Raw genomic sequence first — 26,474 nt, forward strand, 5'->3', positions numbered from 1 at the left:
TCGGGGCGTGGCGCAGTTCGGTAGCGCACCTGCTTTGGGAGCAGGGGGTCGCCGGTTCAAATCCGGCCGCCCCGACCATTTATTTTCGGAACACATGCCGGAGACTGCCCCATTTTTCTTTTCTATCCTGTTGTGTCGCGAGAAGGTTCTGTATGGCTTTCCTGTCATCCCCGGTGCCGAAGCAGATAAGATTGTCTCCCACTGAGAGCCTGTAATCCCCGGACGGACTGTAAACATAGCTGCCATCATTCTTTTTAACGGCTATTATCACAACACCTGTCCTGTTATGCAATTCAAGCTTTTTAAGTGTTTTTCCAATTGAAGGGCACTTCTTATATATCTCTATACTGATATATCCTTCGGTCTTATCACGGGCGAAGACAATTCCATCAAGAAATTTCGCGACATCGGGACGGAGCATCTCGTTTGAGATCCTGAGCCCTTCCGCCGCGTCCTGATTAACGGTTCTTCTCGTTCCTACGAGTTTAAGCTTCCTTTCGGCAGAAATGTCAGAAGCTACAGAATATATCTCGAGTTCGGGGTTGATTCTTCTTGCTGAAAGGCTGAGGAATACATTACTTCTGTCATCCGGAAGCACACAGAACAGAGCCCTGGCATTCAAAAGGTCAGTTTTCTTTAATATATTATCAATCAGGCAGTTGCCTTGTACCGCTGTTATAGTTATCCCCATATCCTCTATCGTTTTCAGAGCATCGGGATCTTTATCCACAACCGTAGCTGTAAAACCGTGACTAACGAGTTCCTTGATAACGCAAAGTCCGGTATCACCCGCACCTGACACTACGCATACTTTACTACTGTTATCAGAAGGGCTCACAGCGTTTTTCTCCTTTTGCGCCGCTGCAGTGTCCTGGCAAGAAGTCCGAGTTGTTCCGGAGATGCTATAGTTAGTATAACATCATCCTGCTCAAGCGTATAGTCCGCTCCAGGATTGTAAACAACTGAACCGTCCTGCTTCATTACCGCGAATATTCTTGTTCCGGTTTTCCGGCCGAGGTTCATCTCTCCCAGTGTACTTCCGATTGATGGACAGTCACTGCTGATTATGTATTCTTCCATTCTGTAATCATGGTCGCCGCTGTCTATCATCTTTTCCATGAAATCCATTGTTTCTATGTTGAGAAGATCCGCTACAAGTTTTTTTCCAACCGCGATGGATGGCGTGAAGGACGCGTCAGCTCCGACAAGCAACAGCTTTTCCTCGTTTTCCTCACCGGATGCCCTGCTTACTATCTTGAGATCTTTATTCAAAAGGTGCGCTGCAAGTGTCAGATACAGATTATCGCTGTCGTCCGGCAGCACTGATACAAGGCCTCGGGCTTTCTTTATTCTGGCTTCGGAGAAGAGTACTTCGTCCGATCTGTCTCTTGAGAGATAAAAGAAGCCGTTTGTCTTTCTGAGGTTGTGTGGTGGATTCGCATCGGAATCAATACCCACTACAGGTATCCCGAACCGCAGGAACTCGGATATGATCACACTTCCCGCTCCGCCGCATCCGCAGACGATAAAATGACCGTTTAAACGTGATATGTTCCTCAGGATAACACGCCTTTTCATATTCTCCGCCAGGCGCGTTCCTACGAGATAAGCAACGAAATTCGCGTTTACATAAAGAATTGCCATATATGCAATAATCACGAAAACCGTGACCCATATATTGTAAGCCCTCCGCCATTTCTCGTTCATGTAATCGTAAGCATAATTCCTGATGACATCGTCGAAACCGACGGTAGTTATGGTTATTGCTGTCATATAACTTGAAAGAAGAAGTTCCCCCGCAAAGGAGCTTTCATCCAGCTGCATCTGTATATCGGCGATTTCGGACAGCTGGGCATCGGTGGGAGATTCAATACTACGAAGGTTCTGAAGGGTTGAGATAGACTGGTTCTTAAGAATGCCTGATCTATGGGTGGTGAATATCATGAAGCCCGATATGCCGATAACGTTCACGAGCATGAAGAGAGTCAGTGCAACGGCGATCTTGCTCGAAAGGAAGTACGCGAAACCGCGCCATGTTTTCATCTTACTGAATGACCTGTCGTATTTCCCGTATCTGTTCAAGCGAAACATATTCTACACTTTCATCTGCTTGAAACTGTCAGGTGAAATGCTCCACAGTTCATTGAACGCTTTCTCCCATGTTCTGTCAATTGCCATCATCCTGGCATTTCTACTCATCGAATCCAGTAATTCCCTGTTCTGAGCGATCTCCAGAATACTATTCGCAAGGGATTCGGGATCGTGACTGGTGAATACCAGACCGGTTTTACCCGGTTGAATTATCTCCTGAGGCCCCCCCATGTCGCTGACAACGGCGGGAAGTCCTGATGCCTGTGCTTCTAGAACTGAGTTTCCATAGGTATCCGTGGAACTGGGGAATACGAAGATATCACCTGAAGCGTAGGCTCTTGAAAGGTCTTCTCCGTGCAGCTCACCGCAAAAGAAGCATCCCCTTCCACCGAGCTGGTTTACAAGTTCTCCAAGGTATGGGCCATCTCCCGCAAGATAAAGCTCAAGGTTGGGCATTGCGCTGCGGGCAATTATGAATGCCTTCACCAGGACATCAAGATCTTTTTCTCGCGAAATCCTGCCGGCGTAGATCAATTTCACTGATTCTGTATTACCACCGAATCTGCGAATGAATTCATCCGATTTCCAGTCAGGTGAGAAGAGATCGCAGTCAGTTCCCCTTGGGAACAGCTTCATTTTATCCCTGGAAATTCCCATTTTTTCCAGATCGTCCATGTAGTATCTGCTGGGTACAAGAACTATATCTACATTGCTGTAGAACCATGCCGCCGCCGCTCCGGCGAATTCTCCCATCTTGCCGTCCTGTACTATGTGATTTACATGTCTTGGATAATCCGTGTGATAAATACCCGCGGCAGGTATGCCAAGAATCCTTGAAATTCCAAGCGCCGCGAATCCAACCGGACCGGGTGTTGAAATGTAGATCATCCCGAAATTTTCATCCTCCACGAATCGCAGAACCTCAAGAAAAGGTGGAATTGAGAGTAGTTTAGATTGATAATCCGGAACAGGAAACTCACGGATAGGAGGGAAATTAACAACCCATCCAGGAAAGGATAGCGGTCGGCTCTGTGAGGCTATAACAGCCATTTTTCTGCAGCTGTCCATCGCGAGTCTGCTGAATTTCTGAATTGTCCTCGAAACACCGTTCAAATCGTCTATCGTATCTGTAAACCAGACCCTTTTGTCAGGATTTTGAAGATTTTCCAAAATACCCGGTGAGACCTCCGAAGCGATGCTTTCTACTGCCTCTTTCCCCTTCTTCCTGCTCAAATAGGCCATGGGGTAAGGAATATTCAGGAGAATAACAGGGATAAGGGCGGTAAAGGCTTCCAGGGCATCAAGAAGCCTTCCATCGGCAATCCTCTTTACCAGAAGTGAGGAGTAGTGCTGGAATAATCGATTGCTCAGTCTGTTCAATATTTCAAAGGTTCGCTCATCTATTCCCTCGGTTTCCAGCTCGGGGCTTCCGGAACGAAGGTTAAGATCCTTACCGATTTCAATAAGCTGATCGGCGAAAATAGTTTCAAAATCTGATTCACCGGATTTTTTTGCTTTCTTCATAAGCTGGTGGAAAAGAAAGTCCGCTTTATGCCATACGGTAGGTTCATCGGAAGATATGGATGGTCTGAAGAACCGGTCTGCCGCCATTGTGGCTATTGTAGGCATCTTCTTTGCTGTAAGCCTGTCTCTGTAGAAGGAATACGCGATGGAGTATACCGAATAGGCGGAACGGATGGCGTTGCCGTGCTCTCCTCTGGGAATGCCTCTGCCCTGGCTTACACCCTTCAGATAATCTTCCAGACTGTCCGCATCCTCAACCTCCGTATAAGTCAACCCCATGAACCTGCCGCAGTGGTCATCAGAGCCGCCCGTAAACCCGGTAAATCCGGGGTCATGCTTTATGCATCTTGTTATGGGGATCACGGAATCGTTCTCGACCGCTGACCGGGTGCCGTTAAGGGATTCAATGAGATCAACATTCGCGATAACATTTCTGAATTCACTGTTCAAAAGATCTGTTCCAGGAAAGTAGAAGGGATGAACAAGGGAGTGAATGATGCTTCTGTCTTTGAGGTATTCCATGAGGGCGGGAAAAGAATCTCTAACCGCTATCATTTCCTCGTGTTCTTCGGGGGAGATGTTGTAAGCAACGATATGAACTGAAGTTCTGGTTCCATGCAGAAAAGTTCTTATCTCTTCGCTGATGAATGTTCCCGGCAGTTGGGCTATGCTCAAAGATCCTTCGATTGTATTGATATCCGTTATGGTGACGAAGTCCATTCCCCGTTTGCGGGCAAGTTCGTATATAAGCTCTGGTGGAGTGAAGCTTTCGGGGGCTTTGAGTGATCTGAGAACCCATCTTCCGGATTCCTTTGAATACTTCGAATGAACGTGAAGATCACATGAAAGACCCGCCATTGATACCTCCCGGATAAGCAGGTGAGTATCATAAGAAAGTATCAGGCTTCGGTCACGTCAAGCTGAGTGCCAAGCTGGGTGCCGGGCCTAACATCTAAACATTTTGTCTTATTATATCTATGTAACTTATAGTAAAATTTCCTATTGTTAAAACATGTACGAATGTTATGCCCGGCCAAATTCTACGCGACCCCGCCTTACCTTTCTACAATGACGATTCCCTGGGGACCATTTCCTGCTGTTAGTGTATCGAGCATGACCTTTGATGTCCAGTTTGAAACGTAAACTAAATCATCTTCGAAATCGGTCATATATAGAGTGTCACCACTGACTGCCAGACCCGCTAGAGTAATCGATGAATCGGGTGTCCAAGTCGATTGAAGTGTTCCTGATTCATCATAGAAGAATATTGAAGATCCGAATCCATCACAGCAGGCGAAGGAACTACCCACTCTAACTGGTGAGAAAGGAGTACCTCCAGTGGGAATCTGAGCTTTGATAGTCGCTGTAACAGGATCGATTATTGAAACAACACCGTCATCCGTATAGGTGTAAGAGAATGCATGAATGTTGCCCGTTTCAGGGCAGTACCACAACTCGGTTGTGTTCTGCCCAGTGTCGATCCAACCGGTTTCCTCGAGAGTTACCGCATCGAAGACGGTTACTCCTCCGGGGGGATTGGGTGCGGAATAGTCGCCGTGACTTACGAATATGCTACCGGAAGCGATGGCGATTCCGTACGGATAGTCGGAGACATCCACTGCTTCGCCAAGTGTCCAGGTTTCAGTTGATACAGGTGTTATCTTGTTATTGAGCAGGAGAGTAACCCAGATGTTGTCGTTGTAGTAAGCCATGGCCCAGGGATTGCTGCCAGCTGGAAAGGTAATCTCGTGCAGGAGTGATCCCGACATGGAAAGATCGACGACCTGGAGAATAGAGGAAAGGGAGCTCAGAACTGCCAGCTTATCAGAACCAAGGTAGAGCATATCATTTGGGGCGTTTCCGGTAATGTAGGCCGTCGATACAAGAAAATCGCTTTCAGGGAAGTATAGATCAACGGTATTACTCAGGCCGTTGAACCACGCAACCAGATTCCCATCGGGATGAGGTTCAGAATTCGGTTCAACAGGTGAATTGCATGATGCCGCAACAAGGATTATCAGTATTATACAGGTCAGAGTTATCAGTCCGGGATGATCTTTTTTCATCCTTTTCATTTCAGTTTCCATTCCATTCTATTCCAAAGTGAAATGTTCTTGGTTTTCCGGCATATCCGCTGGTTTCCTGATAGTCTTCGTCGAGAAGGTTCTCAACAGAGGCGTTCAGAGAGAAATTTCCCATGAATTCAGGATTCAGGTTTACTCCCGCTGAAAAGGTTGTATATGCGGGCATCCATGAAGTTTCGCTGTAATTCTTGAACCTTATGCCCATTCCGCTCGCGGATATGGACCAGTAAGCCCAATCGGGAAATTCAATTCCCGCCTGAAGACCGAATGTGTAATCGGGTGTATAAGGGAGTGTTTTACCGTAATTAACTGATTCATTGCAGTTATCGGTGATTTCCAGCAGTGTAAGTGTACCTCTGATTTCAGCGGGACCTTCGGAAAACCATGCTTCGGCTTCGATGCCCTTTCTGAGAGCTTCCGCTATGTTGACAGGGGACCATTTTCCCCCCTGTCCCGGTTCCCATCTGATGAGATCACTGGTTTCCGCGATAAAACCTGTCGCGGAGAATCTGAAATTCTGAAGGCCGTTGATTGAAATACCGCTTTCGAATTCCACTGAGGTTTCAGGAAGAAGATCCGGATTCCCCTGTGCGAAGTTATCCTCTGGCCAGTACAGATCGTTGAGTGAGGGGCGCCTGAAACCTGTCGATGCGGAAGTATGCAGAAGAAGAAGCGAATCCTGCACAGGCAGTCCCACAGAAAATACTGATCCAAGCATGGTGCGTTCCGAAGGAATCACATTAACGCATGCTGAAGCTGAAAGCGAGAACCCGCTGGAGTATCCTGCTGCAAGCGCTGTTTCACCCGTCAACCTGTTCCTTTCGCCTATTGAGGTGCTCCATACCTTATCAAAGGAGGAACCTGCGGATACGCTCATATTGAACGGCAGCATCGGCAAATCGTATCCGATGGTGATATCACCGCTTAATTCATCATGTTTATCATCCACTGTTGATGGTGTTGTAGACTTGTATTCATGCCTTCCTGTCCTCATGCCGGCGTTCAGGCTGAAATTGCCCGGATCCCAACTGCCCCATCCATCAAAACTGTACCTTTTCCTTGTGCCATCTGTTGGAACTGTCCAGTCCGGGCTTTCTGTTTCACCGGAAGAAACAGCCGTCATTAAACCGTACCTGAAATGGTAACTGTTTCCATGAAAGAGCAGGGCTCCATCGTGTGCAACGGATTCGGATATGCCTGTAAGTTTCCTGATACTAAGTGAAAACCGGTTCTGACCGGCTGAGATTCCTCCTGAAATAGATATGGATTTATCATCTCCAGCGGTAAGTGAACCTCTGGGAGGCAGTCCCGGGGATTCAAGAATAAAATTCAGTGTCCCGGCCATTCCGCCTTTAAGATAACCCGACCCCCCCCCTCTTGAGATTTCCATTCCGCCGAACAGTACAGGATCAAGTGTAATTCCGGGTAGCCCGTCCATCGAACCTGTGATGTCATGTCCATCGATATAGTATTCGGAATGCGCCACATCGCTTCCACGGATGGAAATGGAGATTACCGGCATGGCCCCGCCATATTCACGGATAAAGATACCGCTGCATCTGCTGCCAAGCTTTCCCAGCCCGGATCTGCCCATATATTCCATGTCGTCCCTGTTCAGAACAGTTGTCGCGGGAAACAGGTCTCTGAAGCCCCCGCGAGAAGCAGTTACCAGTATAACCATGCCCGATGGGACCGGCACGGTTGTAAGAAATACCTTACCAGAAGATGGTACCGCTCCGTTCCATATCTCGTATCCGATGGCCCTGACTTCAATAAAATCAGTTCCATCGGGAAGAGGCACTTCTCCCCTCATGTCGGAAATGCCGATGAGTGTGCTGTCTGTGCATATTGAAGCTCCGATAATTGGAAAGCCGCTTGTATCAGTTACAGAAAGATTTGACTGTGATATAGTAATCAATACCAAAAGCAATTGTACCAAAAAAAACCTCCGGCAGCTTTGCAAGCCGCGGAGGCTGAGGCCGGAGCAGCATCCCTTAAGCGGGGATCTGTTTCCAAGCCGCGGTGCAATATCCTGACTTCCGGATCATCCCTACCCCCGCCTTCCCACCTTTCGGCAGTGGCTTTTATTGGGGTTCAGTACCCGGTTACAGTGGCGCTACCGTGGCGGATTCACACCGCCTTCCTGCACCCCGCGACCAGCATTTCAAAGGAATATATAATGACTTAAAAGCGTAAGAACAATGGAGTATCGCAATATCAGAAATCCAGGATGAGGCTGCAGCAGGTTATACCTCCTTCAGCTTTCGCAAACTCAGACATGTCTATTGATATAGGGCTTTACTATATCCCTCGTCATGTGTTCGGTACCAGCTGTGGTTCTTACTGTTTCCAGAAGTCTTTAGCGAATGTGTTTCCCGAGGAAATGGCCAGAGCTTCTCCTATGGAATGATCCATATTGTTGTACCAGAAAGAGCCACATCTGCCTGTAAGACTTAGCCCTTCAGTCATTTCCAGCTCCGAGACTCTATCCCTGTAACCAAGGTCGTACAAAGGGTATGTTTCAGTAATAATATGCCAGTCCATGAAGATGATATCTGAGGCTTTTAATGCCTCTACCCTTTCAAGTTCTTCTACAAGCCTGTCTTTCAGGCTTTCAGGATTTTCCCTGTATTTCTGATTATTCAGTGTAATCTCAACGATAAGACTGTCGCAATTCTCCGGGACAGAATCGGCTCTGAAATTTCGGGGGACGGTAAGCCTGCTGAATAGAGTATCCTCCTGGCCGAAGTAGCACCACTGATAATTGTTTGATTGCTTTCTTGACAGAGCGATGTTGCAGATAATGGTGTCCATGAATCTGAAACCCGCATCGGGGAAGAGTATCGATAAGGGAGCTGACCAGTATACATGGTCGGCGGGGATCGTACCGTTTTCAACGGTTCTGACTCCTGAAACCTTTTTTCCATCAGTATCAATACCCAGAGCTCTGCAGCCGTACAGTATTCTACCTCCGTTTTTCTGAATGCGTTCAGCCTGCTTGTCGCAAAAGGTCTGAATGCCGCCGGTTGACGGGTAATAGAACATGATTGTTAACGGTTTTGGGAAAAGCAGACTTTTAAGGAGAGAGAACAGGTCGTCAGCTTTTACGTTCTTATCAATGACTGCCCTGTTTACACCGGCTTCAGCCCAGTCAACATGCAGTTCATCGGCATTGCATCCGGTGAATTTTTTTGTGTATCCACTGAAAAAATAGTCGTATATATTCTTCCCGTATTTTGAAATAACATAATCGGCAAAGTTGCCTGGCTCCCTTTTAGGCCTTCTGCTGAAAAGGTCAAAAAAACTTCTGATAAGAACAGGCAGTGGAAGACCGATTACAGATTTCAGCGTCAGGGGCCAGCTGCGGTATTTTCCCGCCATATACACGTTGCTTGACCTTGGTATGGTCACATGCTCATCACCGAGAATATCAAGAAGGTAATCATTGACTTCACTGTCACATGTATGAAAACGGTGAGGACCGATGTCAAAGAGAAACCCGCTCTTCTCGAATGTTCTCGCAAGCCCCCCGGGAGAATTTTCTTTGTCGAGCACGGTAACGGATATATCTTTACCGGACGCCGTCAGTCTTTCGGCCAGCGTTAATCCTGAAACACCTGCACCGACTATTACAATATTTCTGCTCAATTCAAATCCTTTATTAAGTAATTCAGTTAGTAACGCAACGTGTTTTTAGTTTAGAATCGTACCACAGCAGCGGAATCGCGAGAATCATCATAACTACTGCCATAAGCATCCAGATTATATGAACACTGAAACCCAATTCTACAATGTTTGTATTCGCGGTTACAAGACCTTCAATTCCAACCATGGCGAACCCGGCGGTCCATCCGGCTTCAACCGTTCCTATACTTAAAAGACCATTGATAGGAAGAGCTATCATGATATTGGTAACACCGCTTGCCAGGAATACTTTCCATAAGGGTATTCCGGTGATTCCAAGGGATTCAAGCAAAAAACAGAACATCAAAAGTTTACTGATCCAGACAAACAGGGAGATCAGAAAAGCTGATGTCAGCTTCCCTTTCCTGCCCTTTACAGAAGATGCTTCAAGAAGATCATTGAACCAATGTGGTTTCTCAACATGCAATATCCTGTTAAAAAACCACTGAACCGGTTTTCTGAGTGCTCTTAAAAAGGGAAACATGAATACTATTCCCAGACATCCGACGAGCACCAGAAGGGGTGCCAGAATAGCCATTTCGCCTACACCGGCGGCAACTGCTGAACCGACAACGATACCCAATGCGATCAGGTCGAGGAGTTTCGCGAAAAATACATTTGCCGCACCATGCCCCACAGGAACCTCACCGAAATGCCTGAAAAGCCCTACAAAGGCAACGTCTGTCAGTCTGAAAGGAAGAAGGTGTCCCAGTCCCACATGTATGGCTGTCACAGCCATCGAAAGAGAAAAGCGGTACTTCCTTCCGAAACTCAAAAGCATCCATCTGAGTGCCCTGAGTATCTGGCTTAGAAGGAAGAGCAGGAACGCTCCGAGCAGCGGAAGGGTGTCTACCTCGGCTATACGGCTGAAGATGCTGCAAATCGCCTGAGTGACACCACCGTTTTCAACTGAGAATTTAAGAAGAAGCCAGGCTAGTATAAGCCCGATTATCGTTCCGAAGATTGCGCCTGCTAATTTTTTGCTATATTTCAATGGAGTCCTGTTCTGTTAATTCAATCAAGCAAATATATACTAAAGGAAACGCACTTGAAAAAAGATCACATCATCGAAGTCGAAAACGTTTCAAAATCCTTCAAGAAAGTACGGGCACTTTTGGATTTCAGTCTTGAAGTATCTCCCGGAACGATTTTTTCACTCCTTGGTCCAAACGGTGCTGGAAAGACAACGCTGATGAAAATCCTTCTGGGGCTTGTGAGGTCTGATTCAGGCTCCGTGCGTATTTTTGACCTCCCCGTTTCCTCCCCGCTCTCACGAAAGGGTGTCAGGTATCTGCCCGAGAATGTCACTTTTCCCCCATGGGCGACTCCTGCTGTGCTTTTCAGACAACTGGAACGGATCAGGCATGAATCCTCTATTGAGGAATTTCGGTTCCGATGTGGTGAGCTTGAATGTATAGATCTCATGAAAAGGCCTGTAGGAAAGATGTCCAGGGGGCAGAGACAAAGAGTTGCTCTATCACTGGTCACTTCCGGTAAACCTGAACTCGTGCTGCTTGATGAACCATCTTCAGGACTTGATCCCGGTGGAAGGATCCTTGTGCGTAATCTGATTGGAAAACTGGCTTCCGAGGGGTCCACAGTACTCATCAATTCGCACCTTCTGGGAGAAGTTGAAAGGGTTTGTGATATGGCTGCGTTTATTAGCAAGGGCAGGCTCATTGCAGAGGGAGAACTGAATTCCCTCTCAAGGCAGACCGGCCTTGCGTACGTAGAGACTGATAATGCAGGAAAAATGAAACTGTTCCTTGAAATGAAGGGTTATTCATGCCGTCTTGAACTGAAGGGTGTGATCGCGCAGCTTGCAGATACTGCCGTATTCCCGGAGATGGTTCGCACAGTACTTGACGCGGGTGTGCAATTCTCTGGAATAAACCAGATGAGAGAAAGCCTGGAGGATGTCTTCCTCAGAATCATGGATTCGGAACGGGAGGGCGACATTGTTTCTTAACAGCGTAGAACAACTTCTTAGAAGGAAAATCGTACTGACAGCTGTCATAGCAACCGTTGTTTTTCTCGGGCTGTACTGGTGGGGAGTTTCAGCAGCTTCCAAAGCCGATCTACATATGGGGCAGCATCAGGCCGATATGGCGGTTGATATGCTTGGACCTGCTGATGCTGCTCTGGCAGCGATAATTACAGCTGGCCCGCTTGCCGCTACCCTCGTTACCGCTCTTATCATCGTAATAGGGTCAACTATGCTGCCGGAGGAGATTGAACAGGGACGTATGCCCTTCTGGCTCTCACTTCCTCAGACGAGGTTCAAAGTCTACCTGTCCGTCGGACTCGCGCCCCTTGCGGTTTCCTATGTCCTTTCACTGATACTTTTCGGTGGGATATTCATTATTACAAGGATTTACTTTCCATTCGTACCCAAAGATATACCGCTGGTGTTCATTTCCATGTTTTTATGGCTGATTGTGATATGGTCTGCTGTAACGCTTCTTTCCCTGGTTATAAAAAAAGTTGCATCCATGCTTATCGCCTTTTTTCTTGCGGCTGTAGCTTCCCTTTTTGGCGGGATGCATGAAATGATACAGATGTTCCCCGGAGATGCGCCCGATGTTCTTGTAACTATCACGAACACCATCATTTACATTTTTCCGGCAGACAGAGGTTACCGTGGCGTGATATACGGCATGATTCCAAGGAATGCTGTCATAACGGAAAACCTTGCCTTTTTCGGCGTTACATCCAGTGTGCCGCCTATACATTTGATTTACGCGTTTGCATGGAGTCTGATACTTCTCTCAATAGGGTACTTGAAATTCAAAAGGATAGATTTTTAACTGTTGACCGTACTGCTCAATGTGGATTATGCTTTTCGTAACAGAAGGGAAATCGTATGAACAGAATTATCCATGTTAAGATTACATCTGATGAACCTGACAAAATAACTGAATTTTACCGCGAGGCGTTCAACTGGAAAATCAACAAATTTCCTGACCCGCCGGATGGGTGGCGAATGGACTCGGGTAAAGGCCCAGGAGTGAACTCCTCGGTATATCGAAGCGAGGATTCCCCATTGGACAGGCATATATCGATTGCTGTATCTGTTCCATCTATCGACGAAGTGGCTGAGAAATTAATCGAAGCAGGTGGCAGGATCATGTATAACAAGATAAATGCTTTCGGTAACAGTTACCTTTACTGCCAGGATCCAGACGGGAATGTTATCTGTCTGGTGCAATTCGGATAATCGGAGTTTTCAGCTGCTGATAATAACAGAGCTATTCATGTGTTGTGTCAGAACCTTTATCATAGCTTCATGATCCGATTTCCCGGCTGTTTCACGCACCGAGTGCATTGAAAGCATTGGATTCCCCACATCTACGCTCAAAATTCCCGTTCTGGCGGACGTGACAGGTCCTATCGTGCTTCCGCAGGGCATATCGTTCCTGTTGATGAAATACTGAACATTAACATTTGATTCCTCAGCGCAGATTATGAAGTATGCGGATGTTATATCGGTAGATGTGTACTTTGCTGATGCGTTCACTTTTATAACAGGCCCTCCATTAAGAACGGGGCGGCACCCCGGATCGTGTTTTCCCGGATAGTTAGGGTGAACTCCATGAGCCCCGTCGGCGGAAACCTGAATGCTTCTTGAAATACACCTGAAGTACTCGTCTCTCCCTCCCGCGAGCCTCTCTATTACCGTATCAAGGAATGCCGAGTCGGCTCCATTAAGTGTTTTTGAACCCACTTCCTCATTGTTGAAAAGGCTGACCAGCCTTGTCCTGGCGGATTCATCGGAAGACAGCAGAGCCTCAATTGAAGCATGGCACATCGCAAGATTATCAAGCCTTCCTGAGAAAATGAAATCATCCTCAATACCACCAAGAACTGCAGGTTGAGGATCCCATACTTCCATAGACCAGCCTGAGACGGATTCTTTATTCACATGTGCTGATTCGCATGCAAGTGACAGAATATCATCGAATACAGCGCCGGATGTGGAGAAAAGCAGCGGTGTATTCATCTCGGGGTTAACCTTGAAGCCATCTTTGTTAACCTCCCTCTCGATATGTATGGCGGGAGATGCTATTCGGCATATCGGTTTTCTGATCATGAATTGTTTTCGGGAAATGCTGTTGCCTTCGCGGATGGCGAGTGCTCCGGCAATCGAAAGATCGCGGTCGAACCAGGTCGCGAGTATTGGGCTGCCGTAAAGTTCAACACCAAGAACGTTGATGTTATCTATCTTTCTGTCTGGCAGTGGCTTGATTCTGAAACCCGGTGAATCTGTATGCGCTCCGGTTATTCTGCATCCGGCTGTTTCACATTTTTCCGTGCCGGTTATTCCGGCGATGATGGATGCATCGGAGCGAACGATGTAGAATTTTTTATTTGCTCCAATATTCCAGGAATCACTCTCTTTGAGTCTGGTGAAACCGTTTTCATCGAGTTTCGATGCTATCTGTGAAACAGCCAATGAGGCTGTTGGCGAGTTGTTAAGGAAGGAAAGAAGATCCGGCAGATACTTGTTGGTTTTCATTGTTTCCTGCGCTTTCACTATTACAGCTTCGTTTCAATGGCTTCCATAGTATTTTCCGATATGCTCGATGATCTCGCATCGAAGTTCTGCTTAACCTGGTACATGAACGCCTGAAGCCTTGCTTCGTTATCGGTGTCCTCCTGGCCGTCGAATGCAAGGTTTAGCCATGGAAGGTTCCTGTGTTCCTTTCTTATCTTCTTGCTTATTGCCGTCACAACGGTTCCCGGAAGACATGTGAAGGGGAAAATATTGACGGCTCCATCTATTGCTGATTTCATGGTAAGGGCAAGCGGAGTACCGACGCAAAGGATAGCTTCCCCCCCGATGTTTTCTTTCATGTAGGGATGCGCGGCTTTCATGATCTCCTCAGGCTCTACTCCGGGGCGGTCAGCGAGAATGTCTGCAAAGGGGGCTTCAAGTTTTCTTCGAAGTTTTTTCATTAACTTCGTTCTTGAATATCCCCTGATAAGGTCGATGAATTTCCTCCTGTCCTTCGATTTATTTACGAAGGAGTAATTTACGTATTCGAACCATTCCATAAGCGGAGTATGAAGTACTTCCCCTCCCAGCGCTTCAATATGCTGATCGGTAAAGGAATGCGCGAAAGAGTCGTTCCTTACATAGATCTCTCCGAACATAAGTACAAGAGGCTTCGGAATATCTACTCTGGGAATGTTTCCGAATTCCATTGCAGCATCTTTAAGAACCGGAATAAGAGTATTTCCATTTTCCATGGCTTCGGATACGGCATTGAGGTACCTCTTCATTACGAGGTCTGTTGAGCCTTCTTCAAGCTCGTAGGGGCGTACTCTGTAAAGAGCGCTTTTGAGGACATCACCGGCTATGGCGGCCTTCAGCATATCGATCTGGAACCCAATTGAAGAGAGTTCTTTAATGTTGGTGTACGAATCACTCGAGGTTGCGGTAATTATTGGAACATCGTTGTAGCCAAGTCTGTCAAGAAGTATCCTGTGGTAACTGCAGTACTGGCCAAAACGGCATGGCCCCGACGCGGTACCCATGAAAAACGCTACTTTGGATGGATCGTTGTCCCTTAGAACGGAAAGCATGTTTCCAGCGGTTATAATTGCCGGATAGCATTCTTTGCCCGTTGTTACTGATCGGCCCAGTGCAACGGAATCTCTGTTTGTAGGAGGAATTTTTACCGCATCGACACCGTGCTTCCTTGCAGCGGCAACAGCAACAGGGGTAGCATTACCAAGCCAGGGAATCCAGACTTGTCTTTTCCCGATATCCATGTTTCTGTTTCCAAGCATTTGCCGGAATGGGGAAGTTCCCTGTTGTCTTCTTCCTGAAATAGCGTCCATAAAGGCTTCGCATCTGGTTATGACCCCTGCGTCGGCAGCATGTTCATCAATCTCTATTGTAAGCATGGGTTTCTCACCCATTATTCTTGCCACCTCGTGTTGAATGAACGAATCCGGGCCGCAGCCGAAATTGGTAATGTAGACGCCGTTGAGCCTTGGATCCTCCCTGATAGCAAGTGCCGCGGCTATTATTCTCTGGCCGTATTGCCAGTACATGTTACGATGCATTTCAGCGGTACGTTTCATAGGAAGGTCAAGGAAGTCCGTGGGAATTACCGTTGCCCCCATCCTGGCAAGCTTATCCGGAAGATCTACGTTCACTGCGGGATCTGATCCGTTGTATGGCCTGCTGATTATCACAAAAACAACCTGGTCTTTACCGATCTCCGCAAGTGCCCTCTCCCCTGCTTTAAGTAGGGATTTGCTGAACCGAAGCTGGTTTCTTCTTGCCTCTGTACAGGCGCTTCTTGCAGTGTCTGCATCGATATCGAGCCTGGTGGCCATTTCAAGCAGACCTTTCATCCACTCGCTTCCGGACAGCGAGAAATCGAGGACAGGGCTAAGAGTGGTTACATTTTCCTCGGAGGAAAGACCTAAGCCTGAATCGATGATATAAGGTGAAGCTTCGATGTAAGGGCAGTTGTAGGATTCTGTAAAATCACCCTGGGGAAAAGATCTGAGTATGGAAGGAAGGAACAGGTAATCAACGTCCGATTCAAGCAGGTCTAAAACATGTCCGTGGGCTAACTTCACCGGGAAACATGTCTCTGCGGCCACACTTTCAACACCGGAATGTATGAGGCTGCTGGTTGAGGTTCCCGATATGACAACATCAAAACCACATTCTTCGAAGAAAGTCCTGAAAAAGGGAAAGAACTCCCAGAACCATAACGCTCTGGGTATTCCAACAACCGGTTTGTTTCCCGAAGTACAGCCCGTATAGCCTTCGAGGAGAAGCTTTTTCCTTTCTTCGAACCAGTTCGTTCCAGGGTCAACCTGGTGGGAAGAAGCACTATCCGTTTCGTACTTCTCGCATCTTCCTCCGTAGAAGAGGTCTTTACCATCATGCAGTATTACCCGGTGTATTTCGCATCGGTTGGGGCATCCTTTACACACGAAAGTTTCCTGCCTGTACTTTTCATCTGCCAGACTGAACCCTTTGAATTTGGATGGGCCGGGGGATTTTTCTTCTTTAGCCAGCAGGGCTGCGCCTATTGCACCTGTTACATGATGGTTTTCCGGGATTGTGACCTTTCTGTCATGGAGGATGGAATTGAAAGCGGCCGCTACTCCGGTGTTAAATGCTGTCCCGCCCTGGAAAAATATACGATTACCGATTTTTTTCTCTCCCACGACTCTGTGCAGATAGTTCTTCACAATTGAATACGACAGGCCAGCGACAATATCTTCTACCGAGGCTCCAGCTGCCTGATGGGAGAAGACGTCACTTTCCATGAATACGGTACATCGTTCTCCAAGACTGCATGGAGCTTGAGCGCCTATCGCCAGGGGGCCGAATTCCCGTATATCCAGTCCGAGTTTTTCAGATTGTTCTTCAAGAAAGGAGCCTGTTCCGGCTGCGCAGACTTTATTCATTTCAAAGTCAACCACTCTTCCCTTCTCAAGTGATATGAATTTCGAATCCTGACCGCCTATTTCGAATATCGTATCTACTTCGGGATCAATTTGCACCGCAGCCCGGGCCTGAGCGGTAATCTCGTTTCTGACTACATCCGCGCCGGTAAAATCACCGGTCATGTATCTGCCGGAACCGGTTGTACCGAGCCCGAGAACAGGTCTGTTTTTACCAAGAGTATGTGAAAGCCTTGAAAGCCCCTGTTTCACTGCTTCGAGAGGTCTTCCGGCAGTCATCAGGTATTCGGACGCATGAAGTTCTCCGGAAGCAGCTCCTATTGCCACAAGATTCGTACTGATGGATCCAACATCGATACCTATATAGACCGGCTCATCCGTGTTCTCAGGTATGTCCGGGGATACCGGGCAGGGAATTGAGAAATTTCTGAGAGAAGGCATTGTGCTTTCTGAAAAATTCCCCTTTTCTATATTGAGGAGCCTGGCGGTGAAATCAGCATCGATTATGCTCGATTTGCAATCATCAGCGGTAAGCGCGGCGCCTGCGGCTGTCAGGCATCTGAAATTATCGGGAATAGCAAGATCAGAATATTCACGGCCGAGAACTTCACGGAAGGCAGTGACCATCCCCTGGTTTGCCGCTACTCCTCCTACAAAGGCAACCGGAGGACGAAAATCTCTGCCGGACGCAATTGAACTTTTGAAATTCCTTGCGACAGCGAAGCAAAGCCCGGCTACGATATGGGCTACAGGCGTTCCTATCTGCTGGAGATGTATCATATCCGTTTTAGCGAAAACGCTGCATCTACCCGCAATTCTGGGTGGATGACTGCACTGAAGGGCGAGTTCACCGAGTTCTTCCGTCTTGAGTCCCAGTCTTGACGCCTGCTGGTCAAGGAAAGAGCCTGTCCCTGCAGCGCATACGGAATTCATTGAAAAATCATCAAATACAGAGCCGCCGGGAGTCTGCCTGAAAAGAAGAAGTTTCGAATCCTGACCACCCATCTCAATAACCGAATTGATACCCGGACAATAAACCGGAATTGAAGCTGCAAGGGCAACTACTTCGTTAACAATTTCGCAACCTGCGGCTGACGATGCCCCCTTTGAAGCGCTGCCGGTAAAAGCTGCTGGACATCCCTCCCAGCCATCAAGATCCGTAAGAATTTCCAGCAGAGAATCAACCGGTTTTCCGTGGTGTCTTCTGTAGAGAGCAGCGAGAATGTTTTTTTCGTCCATGAGTACTACTTTTGTACTCACGGATCCCATATCTATACCGATCCTTCTAGTCATAAAATATTGTCTTTCTAAATACGTAAGACTGCCGGAGATCTTCATGTATCTGCATTATGCGTCAGAAATGATAGAGTACCTCGAAGCAATCTTTGTCAGGTAGAATGGAGAACATAACAGTTTTAGCACGGTTAACACTGTCAATCAGTGTTTTTTCGAATTCCCTGTGCTGATCGTTCTCGATCCAACTCAATTCGATTCTTTCTCTTTCCTGTAATATAACGGTGTCCTCGAGTATACAACTGATTGAAATGGAAGTTCCCGTTATGGTATCAGTTGCGGTTGTCAGCTGAACATCGGTGATGGTATATCCTGTTTCGTTGGATATCCTTACGATTGTTCCAGATTGTTGTTTTCCACAGCAGCAGATTGCGCATACAGTAAAAATAGCTGGAAAAAAATACTTGTTCATTACACATCCAGAAAATTGAAGTTGTCGCGTTTGCCGGAACCGAAAGATAAACAAATTAGTTATATTGCGGTAGATGAACGAGACGGAAAACCTTAATGATATTGCGATATCAATGCGAAGGGGTGAGTGCAATAGTTTCAGATAACCTGGGAATCCGCATAAACCGGCTTCCCTTTTTCCTCATTGTGATATTGTTTATTACTGCACCCGCTATGGCTTACGTAGGCCCGGGAGCCGGTTTCGGTATAGTTACGTCTTTCCTTGTGTTTCTGAATGCCATTTTCGTTTCATTGCTGTCAGCACTTATATGGCCCGTTACCATCATCATAAGGTCTCTTAAAAAAAGAAGAAGACAGTATACAGGAACTGCGAGAAGAGTTGTAATACTTGGACTTGACGGTTTTTCCCCTGTTATCGCGGAAAGAATGATGGCTGATGGAGAACTCCCCAATCTTAAAAAACTCTCCGATGAAGGCTCGTTTTCCAGGCTGGGAACAACCTGTCCGGGTATTTCGCCTGTTGCGTGGTCCTCATTCCAGACCGGTGTTAATCCAGGCAAACACGGAATATTTGACTTTCTCGCTCCCGACAGGGAAAGGTATCTAGCTAAATTGTCATCTGTGACCTCGGGCGAAGCTCCATCAAGGGTCGGCCTGGGACTCATCAACAGAACAGTGATGAAACCCTTTGTAAAGCTGTTGCGGAAGAGTAAACCGTTCTGGAAACTGCTTAAGCGTTACGGTATAAGATCTACGGTTCTCAGGGTTCCCATCACTTATCCTCCCGAATCGCTTGACGGGCATTTACTCAGCGGTATGTGTGTTCCGGATCTTCGTGGAACCCAGGGCAGTTATACGATATTCACTGAAGAGGAGTCAGAAGAGACTTTTACGGGCGGCATTCAGCGAAGGCTTGAAAAACTGGATGAGAACAGATGGAAACTGGAAATGCCCGGCCCTGAAAAACCTGACGGCGAATATGTCACAGCCAGGCTTGAACTCGACATTTCCGGCAAAACAGCTCTACTGCGAACCGATAACGGACACGTTGAACTGAAAACCGGTGTGCTTTCCGATTGGCTTGAAATGCTTTTCAGTCATGGTCGGAGTAAAGTCAGGGGAATATCGAAATTCTGTCTTACGGAGGATATGGCTGGAAGACCTGTTCTTTACTCTACCGCAATTAATGTTGACCCGTTCTCCCCCTCTGTACCCATCTCGCATCCCGTTCATTATTCGAAGTACCTTTCCGGACTGTACGGTCCTTTCGCAACACTTGGTCTTGCCGAGGATACCTGGGCATTGAGTAACGGGGCTGTTTCTGAAGAAGTTTTCCTTGAACAGGCATGGTCCATCTACAATGAGAGAAGGAAGATGTTCTCAGACGCCCTGAAGCATACAAGGGATGGTCTTGTAGTATGTGTATTTGACACGTCTGACAGAATACAGCACATGTTCTGGGGTGACGGTTCGTTGAAAGGCACTCCAATCCATGATATGTACAAAGAAATGGATTCGCTGATAGGAAAAACTGTCAGTGAGCTTGGCAGGAAAGATATGCTCATAGTAATGTCAGATCATGGTTTTACTTCTTTCCATACGTGCATAGACTTTAACAGGTGGCTTCTTGATAACGATTATCTTGTTCTCGATAACGGCGTTGAAACAGTTGACACATCGTTCAAGGGGGTTGACTGGTCAAGAACAAGGGCATGGTCTATGGGGCTGGCCGGCATAATGCTCAATATCAGTGGTCGTGAGGGCAAAGGTATTGTAGAATCAGGAACTGAAGCTGCAGAGCTTCTTGAAGAGATATCCGCGAAGCTTTTGAAGCTTGAAAACGGTGAAGGCGAAAGGGTGATTAACGCGGTTTATCCTTCCGAGAGTGTTTACAACGGACCCTATACTTCCAGGGGGCCAGATCTTGTGATCGGCACAAAAGACGGTTACAGATCCGGCTGGGGATGTGTCACGGGGGGTATTGGAAAGGAAATTATCTATCCCAACGAAAGGCACTGGAACGGGGATCACTGTCACGATCACAAACTTGTTCCCGGTACGCTTGCTTCCAATGTAAAACTGAACACCGAAGATGCGACGATTATCGATATCGCGCCAACAGTACTCAGAGCTTTTGGTGTTATGGCCCCAGCCTACATGGAGGGTAAGTCCCTTATCCGGGAAGGTGCGGAAAGATGAAAAGAAGGGAATTCCTCAAGCTCGCGGCTCTGTCACCCGCGGCTCTCATCGCATTGAATACAGGCTGCAGACGTACAGCATCTCCTGCAAAGCGTGTTATTGTACTTGGAATTGACGGGATGGACCCATTCCTTCTGAGAAGCTTTATCCATGAAGGGGTGATGCCTAACGCTGCTATACTCATGTCATCGGGAGGATTGAACAGGCTTGGAACAAGCAATCCTCCCCAGAGTCCGGTAGCATGGTCTAATTTCATAACAGGTTACGGCCCGAACGTACACGGAATATTCGATTTCATTCACAGGGACCCTTCCAGCAGGCTACCCTACCTCTCTACATCCAGGGTTATCGGCCCCGACAGGATAATCAGCATCAGCGACTGGCGTCTCCCCCTGTCCGGAGCAAAGGTAGAACTGCTTAGAAAGGGAGAGCCATTCTGGAACCGGCTTACCGATGAAGGAATACCTGTTAAACTGATCAAACTTCCGGTTGATTTTCCTCCCGACAAGGGGAAGGCTAAAATACTATCGGGGCTGGGAACACCGGATATGCGGGGAAGCCAGGGAAGCTTCACGTTTTTTACGGATGACGCGAGATCGATTACAGACGTAACTTCCGGAGGGATAATCGTTCCTGTGCGTGATTACGGCGACAAATGCTACGTCTGTCCTATAAGAGGGCCGGAGAACTCAATGAGAGCCGGTAATCCTGATATGAGAGTTGAAGCGAAGGTCTGGGTTGACCGCGATGCGGATGCATTGAGAATAGACATTCAGGATGAAAGCACTGTACTGGCAGCCGGAGAATGGAGCCGGTGGTTAAAAATAAGATTTGACGCGATACCGCACATTTCCAGCGTTAACGCTATTGGAAGGTTCTACGTAAAGGAAATATCGCCAAGGCTTAAACTTTACCTTTCGCCGCTGAATATCGACCCGATGAATCCCGCTCTTCCCATTTCGGAACCCGCTGACTTCAGCAGCAATCTCGCAAGGGACCTTGGATCGTTCTACACACAGGGTTTCCCGGAGGACACAAAGGCCCTTTCTAGGGGTATACTTTCGGATGAGGAGTATCTGCAGCAGGCGTGGATAGTCCTTGATGAACGGCTGAACCTTTTCCATCACGAATTGAGCAATTTCAAAGAGGGCATGTTCTTCTTCTATTTCAGCTCGCTGGATCTTAACGTACACATGTTCTACAGGGTTCTTGACCACAATTCGCCCCTTTATACAAGCACAAACCCCCGTTTTAAAAGCTCAATACGAGAACTGTATATGCAGATGGACAGAGTTATAGGAGATGCGCTTTCTGCAAAGGACGCTAATACGGAAATAGTGCTGCTTTCCGATCATGGATTTGCGCCTTTCAACAGATCTTTTAACCTGAATACATGGCTTGCGGAGGAAGGTTACGCTAATATAACGTCCCCTCATTCCAGGAATCAGGATATGTTCGCCGCAATCGACTGGGCTTCCACGGCAGCTTACGGCCTTGGATTGAATTGCCTTTACATCAACAGATCAGGCCGTGAAGAGAACGGAATAATATCTCCGGATCAGGTTCCTGATCTTCTTCTAAGGTTGAAACGTGACCTTGAATCGATAACAGATCCCGCCACCGGAAGGCGAGTTATAGATAATGCCTATATTACATCTGATATCTATCCGGGGCCCCTTCCACCCTTCTCGCCGGATATGATAATCGGTTACGCAAGGGGTTACAGATCTTCCTGGGAGACAACTCTCGGGAGTTATCCTGAGGAAGTAATAACGGATAACCTTGATCCCTGGAGCGGAACACACTGCGTAGACCCCGGGGTTGTTCCAGGAACACTCCTCTCAACTGTGCCGCTTTCACTGCCTGACCCGAATCTCATGGATATGGGAAGAAGCATATCCTCGCTTTTCGATGTACCCGTTCTTCCCCCCGGAGGAAGAAATATTTTCAGTGATACAGATGATTAGCATTGCGGCAAGTGTTTTAAGCGGATTCTTCGATATTATCCTGCTGCCTTTCAGAATGCTGCCTCCTTTCTGCGGACTGCTGTTCATCTCTCTGGTATCGGGCCTTGGTATGATTTTTGTTTTCAGCCGTGTTTCAAATCAGAAGAAGATTTCCAGACTGAGAAAGAGAATGGGCGGCGAAGTTCTGGGCATACTGCTTCATGTTAGCAGCCCGGGAACCGTAATAAGATTCGCCTGGAGGCTTATATGCAGTAATACGCTTTACCTGGCGTATATTCTGAAGCCGCTTCTTGTTATTGCCGTTCCCTTTATGCTTGTCTGGGGTCAGCTGGACGCTAGATACAGCACGGAAGGGATGAAAAAGGATTTGCCCATAACTGTAACTGTGCAATACGGCAATGGTCTGCCGGCAAGGGAGAACCTGGATATAAAAACAACCGGAGTGGAACTGATCCCTCCCGTTGTAATGGTCGATACACTCGATGAAGCAAGTTTCAGGATGTTACCCGAGTCTGACAACCTCAGAAGCCTGGAGATTGGCGGAACAGTGATTCGGGTGGGAAGAACCGGAAACTGGAGCGGATGCAGAATTCTGAGGGGATTCGATTCAGGCGGTTCGCTTAAAAGGCTCTTCTGCCCTTGGATAGGACGTATAAATCGAACGGAAGAAGGTCCCGGTTCCGGGTCGTATTCGTTACCCGATGTAAGGTACGGTGTTCTTGGAGGTTACTGGTCCTGGATTGCTGTATTTCTTGTGTTTTCCACGCTTTCCGCAATCGTGGGAGCCAGAGTATTCAAAGTGAAGATCTAAAGAATGGAGCGTTATGGCAAAGCTCAAACTGAAAATCGATAGCTCAACTATCGAGAGGATAAGAAAAGTCTCCGAGGCGGGCGGCTATTCGTCTCCAGAGGAATTCGTAATACACATCATAGAACGAGAACTTGATACACTTGATCCGGGTGAGGGCGAATCGGAAGAAGATATCCGCAAAAAGATGGAAGGCCTTGGTTACATCGAATAGAGTCCTTTATCTCTTTTCGCACTGTTTACTCACAATAACAGAGACTGGTTGGAAAACCTGTTATGCCCTATTTTCGATGATAATGAATTGAAAGGCGGATTTCATGGAGGATTATCCACTGCATGTCAAAGAACTTGAAAAATCTTTCAAGAAGAAACTCGGTCTATCGAGTTTCAAAGCAGTAGACAATATTAATTTCAGCCTGTCCGAAGGAGAAATACTTGGGTTCCTGGGTCCTAATGGCGCGGGAAAAACTACAGCCATCAAATGCATACTGGGACTTTTAAAGCCAACTTCAGGAAACGTAACGCTCTGGGGATTACATCCGGCATCTTCTGAAGTGAGAAAAAGAATAGGTTACGTTCCCGAAAACCCCGATTACGATGATGCTTTTACTCCTGTTGAATTCATGACGATGTTCTCCCATATGCGTAAATTGAACATGCGGAAGGATCGGATGCTTGCGATTCTTGGCAGAGTAGGTCTTTCAGAATGGGAAAATGTCAGGATAAGAAATTTCTCAAAAGGAATGCGTCAGCGTGTAAGCCTTGCGCTTGCCCTTCAGTCCGAACCTGACCTTATGATCATGGATGAGCCTACAGGTGGCCTGGATCCAGCAGCACGGAAGGAATTCCGAGACATTATCCTTGAAGAAAATCAGAGGGGCGCATCAATATTTCTTTCATCACACCTGCTGTCAGAAGTTGAGACCATTTGTGACAGGGCAATAATTCTTTCGAAAGGGAAAAAGGTTGCAGAGGGCAATCTTGAAGACCTCATGCGGACGGAAGATAACTACAGAATCACGTACTTGCAGCCTGACAAAGAAGAAGATGAACCCGAAGAGCTTGAAATCAAATCGGAAGTACTTCAGAAAACCATTGATGATCTCAGGGGCGACGGGTACAACATTATTAGCGTAAGACCTGTATACAGAAGCCTTGAGGATGTTTTCCTTTCCGCCACTGGTGGAGGTGGCAGATGAAACCTGTAATGACCTTTGCTCTAATGACACTGAGAAACCTTCTGAGAAGAAGAACGATCTGGGGAATCAGCATTGTAATCCTCATTGCACTTTTCGGGATCGGTCAGATACCTACGTACGGCGTTTCCAACGAAGGAAGATTCATACTCGATTTTGGGCTTTTCGGCCTTGAAATAGGCGCCCTCCTTCTGGCAATAGGGCTTGCTTCCAACATCTACCCAAGGGACAAGGAACAAAGAACTGTAATGCCGATAATTGCGGTTCCCCTTTCCCGAGGCCAGTACCTTATGGGCAGGTTTATTGGCGCTGCCATCGTTGAGGCCGCAGCGATGCTTGCTGGCTGCACCGGTCTTATGATAATACTTCTGACAAGTGGAAACGCGATTCCACCTGACATGTTCCCCGCTACCGTACTTCTGCTTGTAGAAGGATGGTTCCTTCTTGCGGTTGTCTTCTTTTTCAGTTTCTGGACATCTCCCCCGCTTAATGCCCCTCTTACCATTCTTTTGTTCATAGTTTCACAGATGTCTGTTTCCGGATTCATAGGTCTATTTCCCCAGGCACCAGCCTTCATGCGGGTGCTGAGGTTACTGCTGCCCCATATGGATGTGTTCCATATAAAGGACCCCATAGCTCATGGAATGAATGTCCCTGGTCTATATTTCCTTCTGGCGATACTTTATGGATTGGCTCACATGGCTTTCATGCTATCCCTGGCACTGGCCGTTTTCAGAAGCAGGGACCTGAAATGAAGCCGGCAGCTGTGTTAATTATCGTCTTTTTCGTATTACTGTCGCTGGCGTGCAAAACGGACTACGACATAGCGGAAGTAGCCTCACAGGAATATTTGGGAGCAACTCACCACCATGAAACTCATGATTCTGATCACGAAGCAGTCGAGCAGGATTCCGTGGATGATGAAAATCATGAAGATGATGCTTCAGGAATAGCCGGAACGGATAGACATGTTCATGACGCAGGTCAAAGAAACCATGGTACTGGTTGGTTTTTCAACCAGCCATGGGCTGCCAGTTTCATCTGGGGTAAGATGATTAGAGACACAGTAATTCTTCTTGCCCTTGCCGCAGCCGTTCTGTTAGTGTCAGGATACAGGCGAAAACACAGATGAGGAAAAAATACTATCTGTACGTGTTTGTCGCTGTTTTCCTGCTAATAGCGGTTGTTACCGGAAAAATAGCGAGTGAGACTACCGGTGAAAACAATACCGCTTCGGAAGCAGTTTCTTCAGGCACAGGCATGATTGGAAGAGTTCTTGCCGATGTTCTCTGGCTGCAGCTCGATCGGTACCACCATATCTGGATGTATCAGGGAAACGAATGGATGACCGCGACAGATTACCTCCCACAGCTCTGGCTGATAATAGAACTGAATCCGTCATTTGCTGAAGCGTATATAGACGGTGGTTACCATCTCACCATGAACCTCGACATGCAAGAAGAAGGGCTGGAACTGCTGCAGGAGGGTGTAAGGAGATGTCCTGATAATGAGAAGGTATTCTGGGAAAAAACTGTAGTTCTATGGGAATCGGATTATTACGGCTCCAGGGCAACCGAGGAGGCTGCCTGGGATTACCTGAATCTTGTTAAATGTAAGCGCGGTCAGATCGAAGATCCCTGGAACGAGGCGAATGCCGCAATGATCCTTGAATTCGTTTTCGAGGATGACAGCCTCAGGCGCAACCATATGCGAATATCCGACAGATACGCCCAGAGATGCGATTTCTTAAGATTCGCCCGCAGCGAAGACTTCTGAACAG

21 protein-coding genes, 1 tRNA gene and 1 riboswitch are annotated in these 26,474 nt (G+C 47.3%); of the genes, 12 read left to right on the forward strand and 10 right to left on the reverse strand.

Annotation, left to right across the window (positions count from 1 at the left end; translation table 11 throughout):
* Window position 1 precedes the first annotated feature (1 nt).
* Window positions 2-78 (forward strand) — tRNA-Pro (locus K8S15_08760).
* A gap of 1 nt (window position 79) precedes the next feature.
* Here the strand turns inward: K8S15_08760 and K8S15_08765 are convergent.
* The 7 genes from K8S15_08765 to K8S15_08795 form a co-directional block, all read right to left on the reverse strand.
* Window positions 80-838: a TrkA family potassium uptake protein gene (locus tag K8S15_08765; GenBank protein MCD4776121.1), complete on the reverse strand. Its 759-nt coding sequence runs from the start codon at window positions 836-838 to the stop codon at window positions 80-82.
* Window positions 835-2,091, reverse strand: a complete 1,257-nt coding sequence (locus K8S15_08770) for an NAD-binding protein (protein ID MCD4776122.1) — start codon at window positions 2,089-2,091, stop codon at window positions 835-837. The genes K8S15_08765 and K8S15_08770 overlap by 4 nt, the downstream gene beginning before the upstream one ends.
* Before the next feature lie 3 nt (window positions 2,092-2,094).
* A complete protein-coding gene (locus K8S15_08775; GenBank protein MCD4776123.1) occupies window positions 2,095-4,473 on the reverse strand; it encodes a glycosyltransferase in 2,379 nt (792 codons plus the stop codon).
* Window positions 4,474-4,670: 197 nt separating this feature from the next.
* Window positions 4,671-5,690 (reverse strand): hypothetical protein, encoded by a 1,020-nt coding sequence (locus K8S15_08780; GenBank protein ID MCD4776124.1) that lies wholly within the window; start codon window positions 5,688-5,690, stop codon window positions 4,671-4,673.
* A 1-nt stretch (window position 5,691) separates the two neighbouring features.
* A complete protein-coding gene (locus K8S15_08785; protein MCD4776125.1) occupies window positions 5,692-7,638 on the reverse strand; it encodes a TonB-dependent receptor in 1,947 nt (648 codons plus the stop codon).
* Between the two features lie 65 nt (window positions 7,639-7,703).
* A riboswitch (cobalamin riboswitch) is annotated at window positions 7,704-7,875 on the reverse strand.
* Window positions 7,876-8,039: 164 nt separating this feature from the next.
* Window positions 8,040-9,347, reverse strand: a complete 1,308-nt coding sequence (locus K8S15_08790; protein MCD4776126.1) for an FAD-dependent oxidoreductase — start codon at window positions 9,345-9,347, stop codon at window positions 8,040-8,042.
* 22 nt (window positions 9,348-9,369) lie between these two features.
* Window positions 9,370-10,377 (reverse strand): flippase-like domain-containing protein, encoded by a 1,008-nt coding sequence (locus tag K8S15_08795; protein MCD4776127.1) that lies wholly within the window; start codon window positions 10,375-10,377, stop codon window positions 9,370-9,372.
* Window positions 10,378-10,431: 54 nt separating this feature from the next.
* Between K8S15_08795 and K8S15_08800 the strand changes: the two genes are divergently transcribed.
* Genes K8S15_08800 through K8S15_08810 form a run of 3 tightly spaced genes read left to right on the forward strand, consistent with a single transcriptional unit; the run spans window position 10,432 to window position 12,600 of the window.
* The gene (locus K8S15_08800; protein MCD4776128.1) at window positions 10,432-11,352 is read left to right on the forward strand and encodes an ABC transporter ATP-binding protein; all 921 of its coding nucleotides are present in this window, start codon (window positions 10,432-10,434) and stop codon (window positions 11,350-11,352) included.
* A complete protein-coding gene (locus tag K8S15_08805) occupies window positions 11,342-12,190 on the forward strand; it encodes an ABC transporter permease (GenBank protein ID MCD4776129.1) in 849 nt (282 codons plus the stop codon). Before K8S15_08800 ends, K8S15_08805 begins: the two co-directional genes overlap by 11 nt.
* 56 nt (window positions 12,191-12,246) lie before the next feature.
* On the forward strand, window positions 12,247-12,600 hold the full coding sequence (locus K8S15_08810) for a VOC family protein (protein MCD4776130.1): 354 nt from the start codon (window positions 12,247-12,249) through the stop codon (window positions 12,598-12,600).
* A gap of 9 nt (window positions 12,601-12,609) precedes the next feature.
* Here the strand turns inward: K8S15_08810 and K8S15_08815 are convergent, their stop codons facing one another.
* The 3 genes from K8S15_08815 to K8S15_08825 all read right to left on the reverse strand — a co-directional run bounded on the left by K8S15_08815 (window position 12,610) and on the right by K8S15_08825 (window position 18,525).
* Window positions 12,610-13,899 carry a M18 family aminopeptidase gene (locus K8S15_08815; protein MCD4776131.1) on the reverse strand — a complete coding sequence of 430 codons (1,290 nt, stop codon included), beginning with the start codon at window positions 13,897-13,899 and terminating at the stop codon, window positions 12,610-12,612.
* 20 nt (window positions 13,900-13,919) lie between these two features.
* Window positions 13,920-18,113 (reverse strand): acyl-CoA dehydratase activase, encoded by a 4,194-nt coding sequence (locus tag K8S15_08820; GenBank protein MCD4776132.1) that lies wholly within the window; start codon window positions 18,111-18,113, stop codon window positions 13,920-13,922.
* 61 nt (window positions 18,114-18,174) lie between these two features.
* Window positions 18,175-18,525, reverse strand: coding sequence for a hypothetical protein (locus K8S15_08825; protein ID MCD4776133.1), 351 nt, complete (start codon window positions 18,523-18,525; stop codon window positions 18,175-18,177).
* 122 nt (window positions 18,526-18,647) lie between these two features.
* Here K8S15_08825 and K8S15_08830 point away from each other — a divergent pair, with 122 nt between their 5' ends.
* The 8 genes from K8S15_08830 (at window position 18,648) to K8S15_08865 (ending at window position 26,470) form a co-directional block, all read left to right on the forward strand.
* Window positions 18,648-20,723, forward strand: coding sequence for an alkaline phosphatase family protein (locus tag K8S15_08830; protein ID MCD4776134.1), 2,076 nt, complete (start codon window positions 18,648-18,650; stop codon window positions 20,721-20,723).
* The gene (locus K8S15_08835) at window positions 20,720-22,690 is read left to right on the forward strand and encodes an alkaline phosphatase family protein (GenBank protein ID MCD4776135.1); all 1,971 of its coding nucleotides are present in this window, start codon (window positions 20,720-20,722) and stop codon (window positions 22,688-22,690) included. The genes K8S15_08830 and K8S15_08835 overlap by 4 nt, the downstream gene beginning before the upstream one ends.
* Window positions 22,674-23,501, forward strand: a complete 828-nt coding sequence (locus K8S15_08840) for a hypothetical protein (protein ID MCD4776136.1) — start codon at window positions 22,674-22,676, stop codon at window positions 23,499-23,501. The genes K8S15_08835 and K8S15_08840 overlap by 17 nt, the downstream gene beginning before the upstream one ends.
* Before the next feature lie 13 nt (window positions 23,502-23,514).
* Window positions 23,515-23,712 carry a hypothetical protein gene (locus tag K8S15_08845; GenBank protein MCD4776137.1) on the forward strand — a complete coding sequence of 66 codons (198 nt, stop codon included), beginning with the start codon at window positions 23,515-23,517 and terminating at the stop codon, window positions 23,710-23,712.
* 103 nt (window positions 23,713-23,815) lie between these two features.
* Window positions 23,816-24,697: an ABC transporter ATP-binding protein gene (locus tag K8S15_08850; GenBank protein ID MCD4776138.1), complete on the forward strand. Its 882-nt coding sequence runs from the start codon at window positions 23,816-23,818 to the stop codon at window positions 24,695-24,697.
* The gene (locus tag K8S15_08855) at window positions 24,694-25,449 is read left to right on the forward strand and encodes an ABC transporter permease subunit (protein MCD4776139.1); all 756 of its coding nucleotides are present in this window, start codon (window positions 24,694-24,696) and stop codon (window positions 25,447-25,449) included. Before K8S15_08850 ends, K8S15_08855 begins: the two co-directional genes overlap by 4 nt.
* Entirely contained in the window at window positions 25,446-25,826 is a 381-nt protein-coding gene (locus tag K8S15_08860; protein ID MCD4776140.1) for a hypothetical protein, read from the forward strand. The genes K8S15_08855 and K8S15_08860 overlap by 4 nt, the downstream gene beginning before the upstream one ends.
* Window positions 25,823-26,470: a hypothetical protein gene (locus K8S15_08865; GenBank protein MCD4776141.1), complete on the forward strand. Its 648-nt coding sequence runs from the start codon at window positions 25,823-25,825 to the stop codon at window positions 26,468-26,470. The genes K8S15_08860 and K8S15_08865 overlap by 4 nt, the downstream gene beginning before the upstream one ends.
* Window positions 26,471-26,474 lie beyond the last annotated feature (4 nt).

Origin of the sequence: Candidatus Aegiribacteria sp. (assembly GCA_021108005.1) — a bacterium.
GTDB lineage: Bacteria > Fermentibacterota > Fermentibacteria > Fermentibacterales > JCC-6 > Aegiribacteria.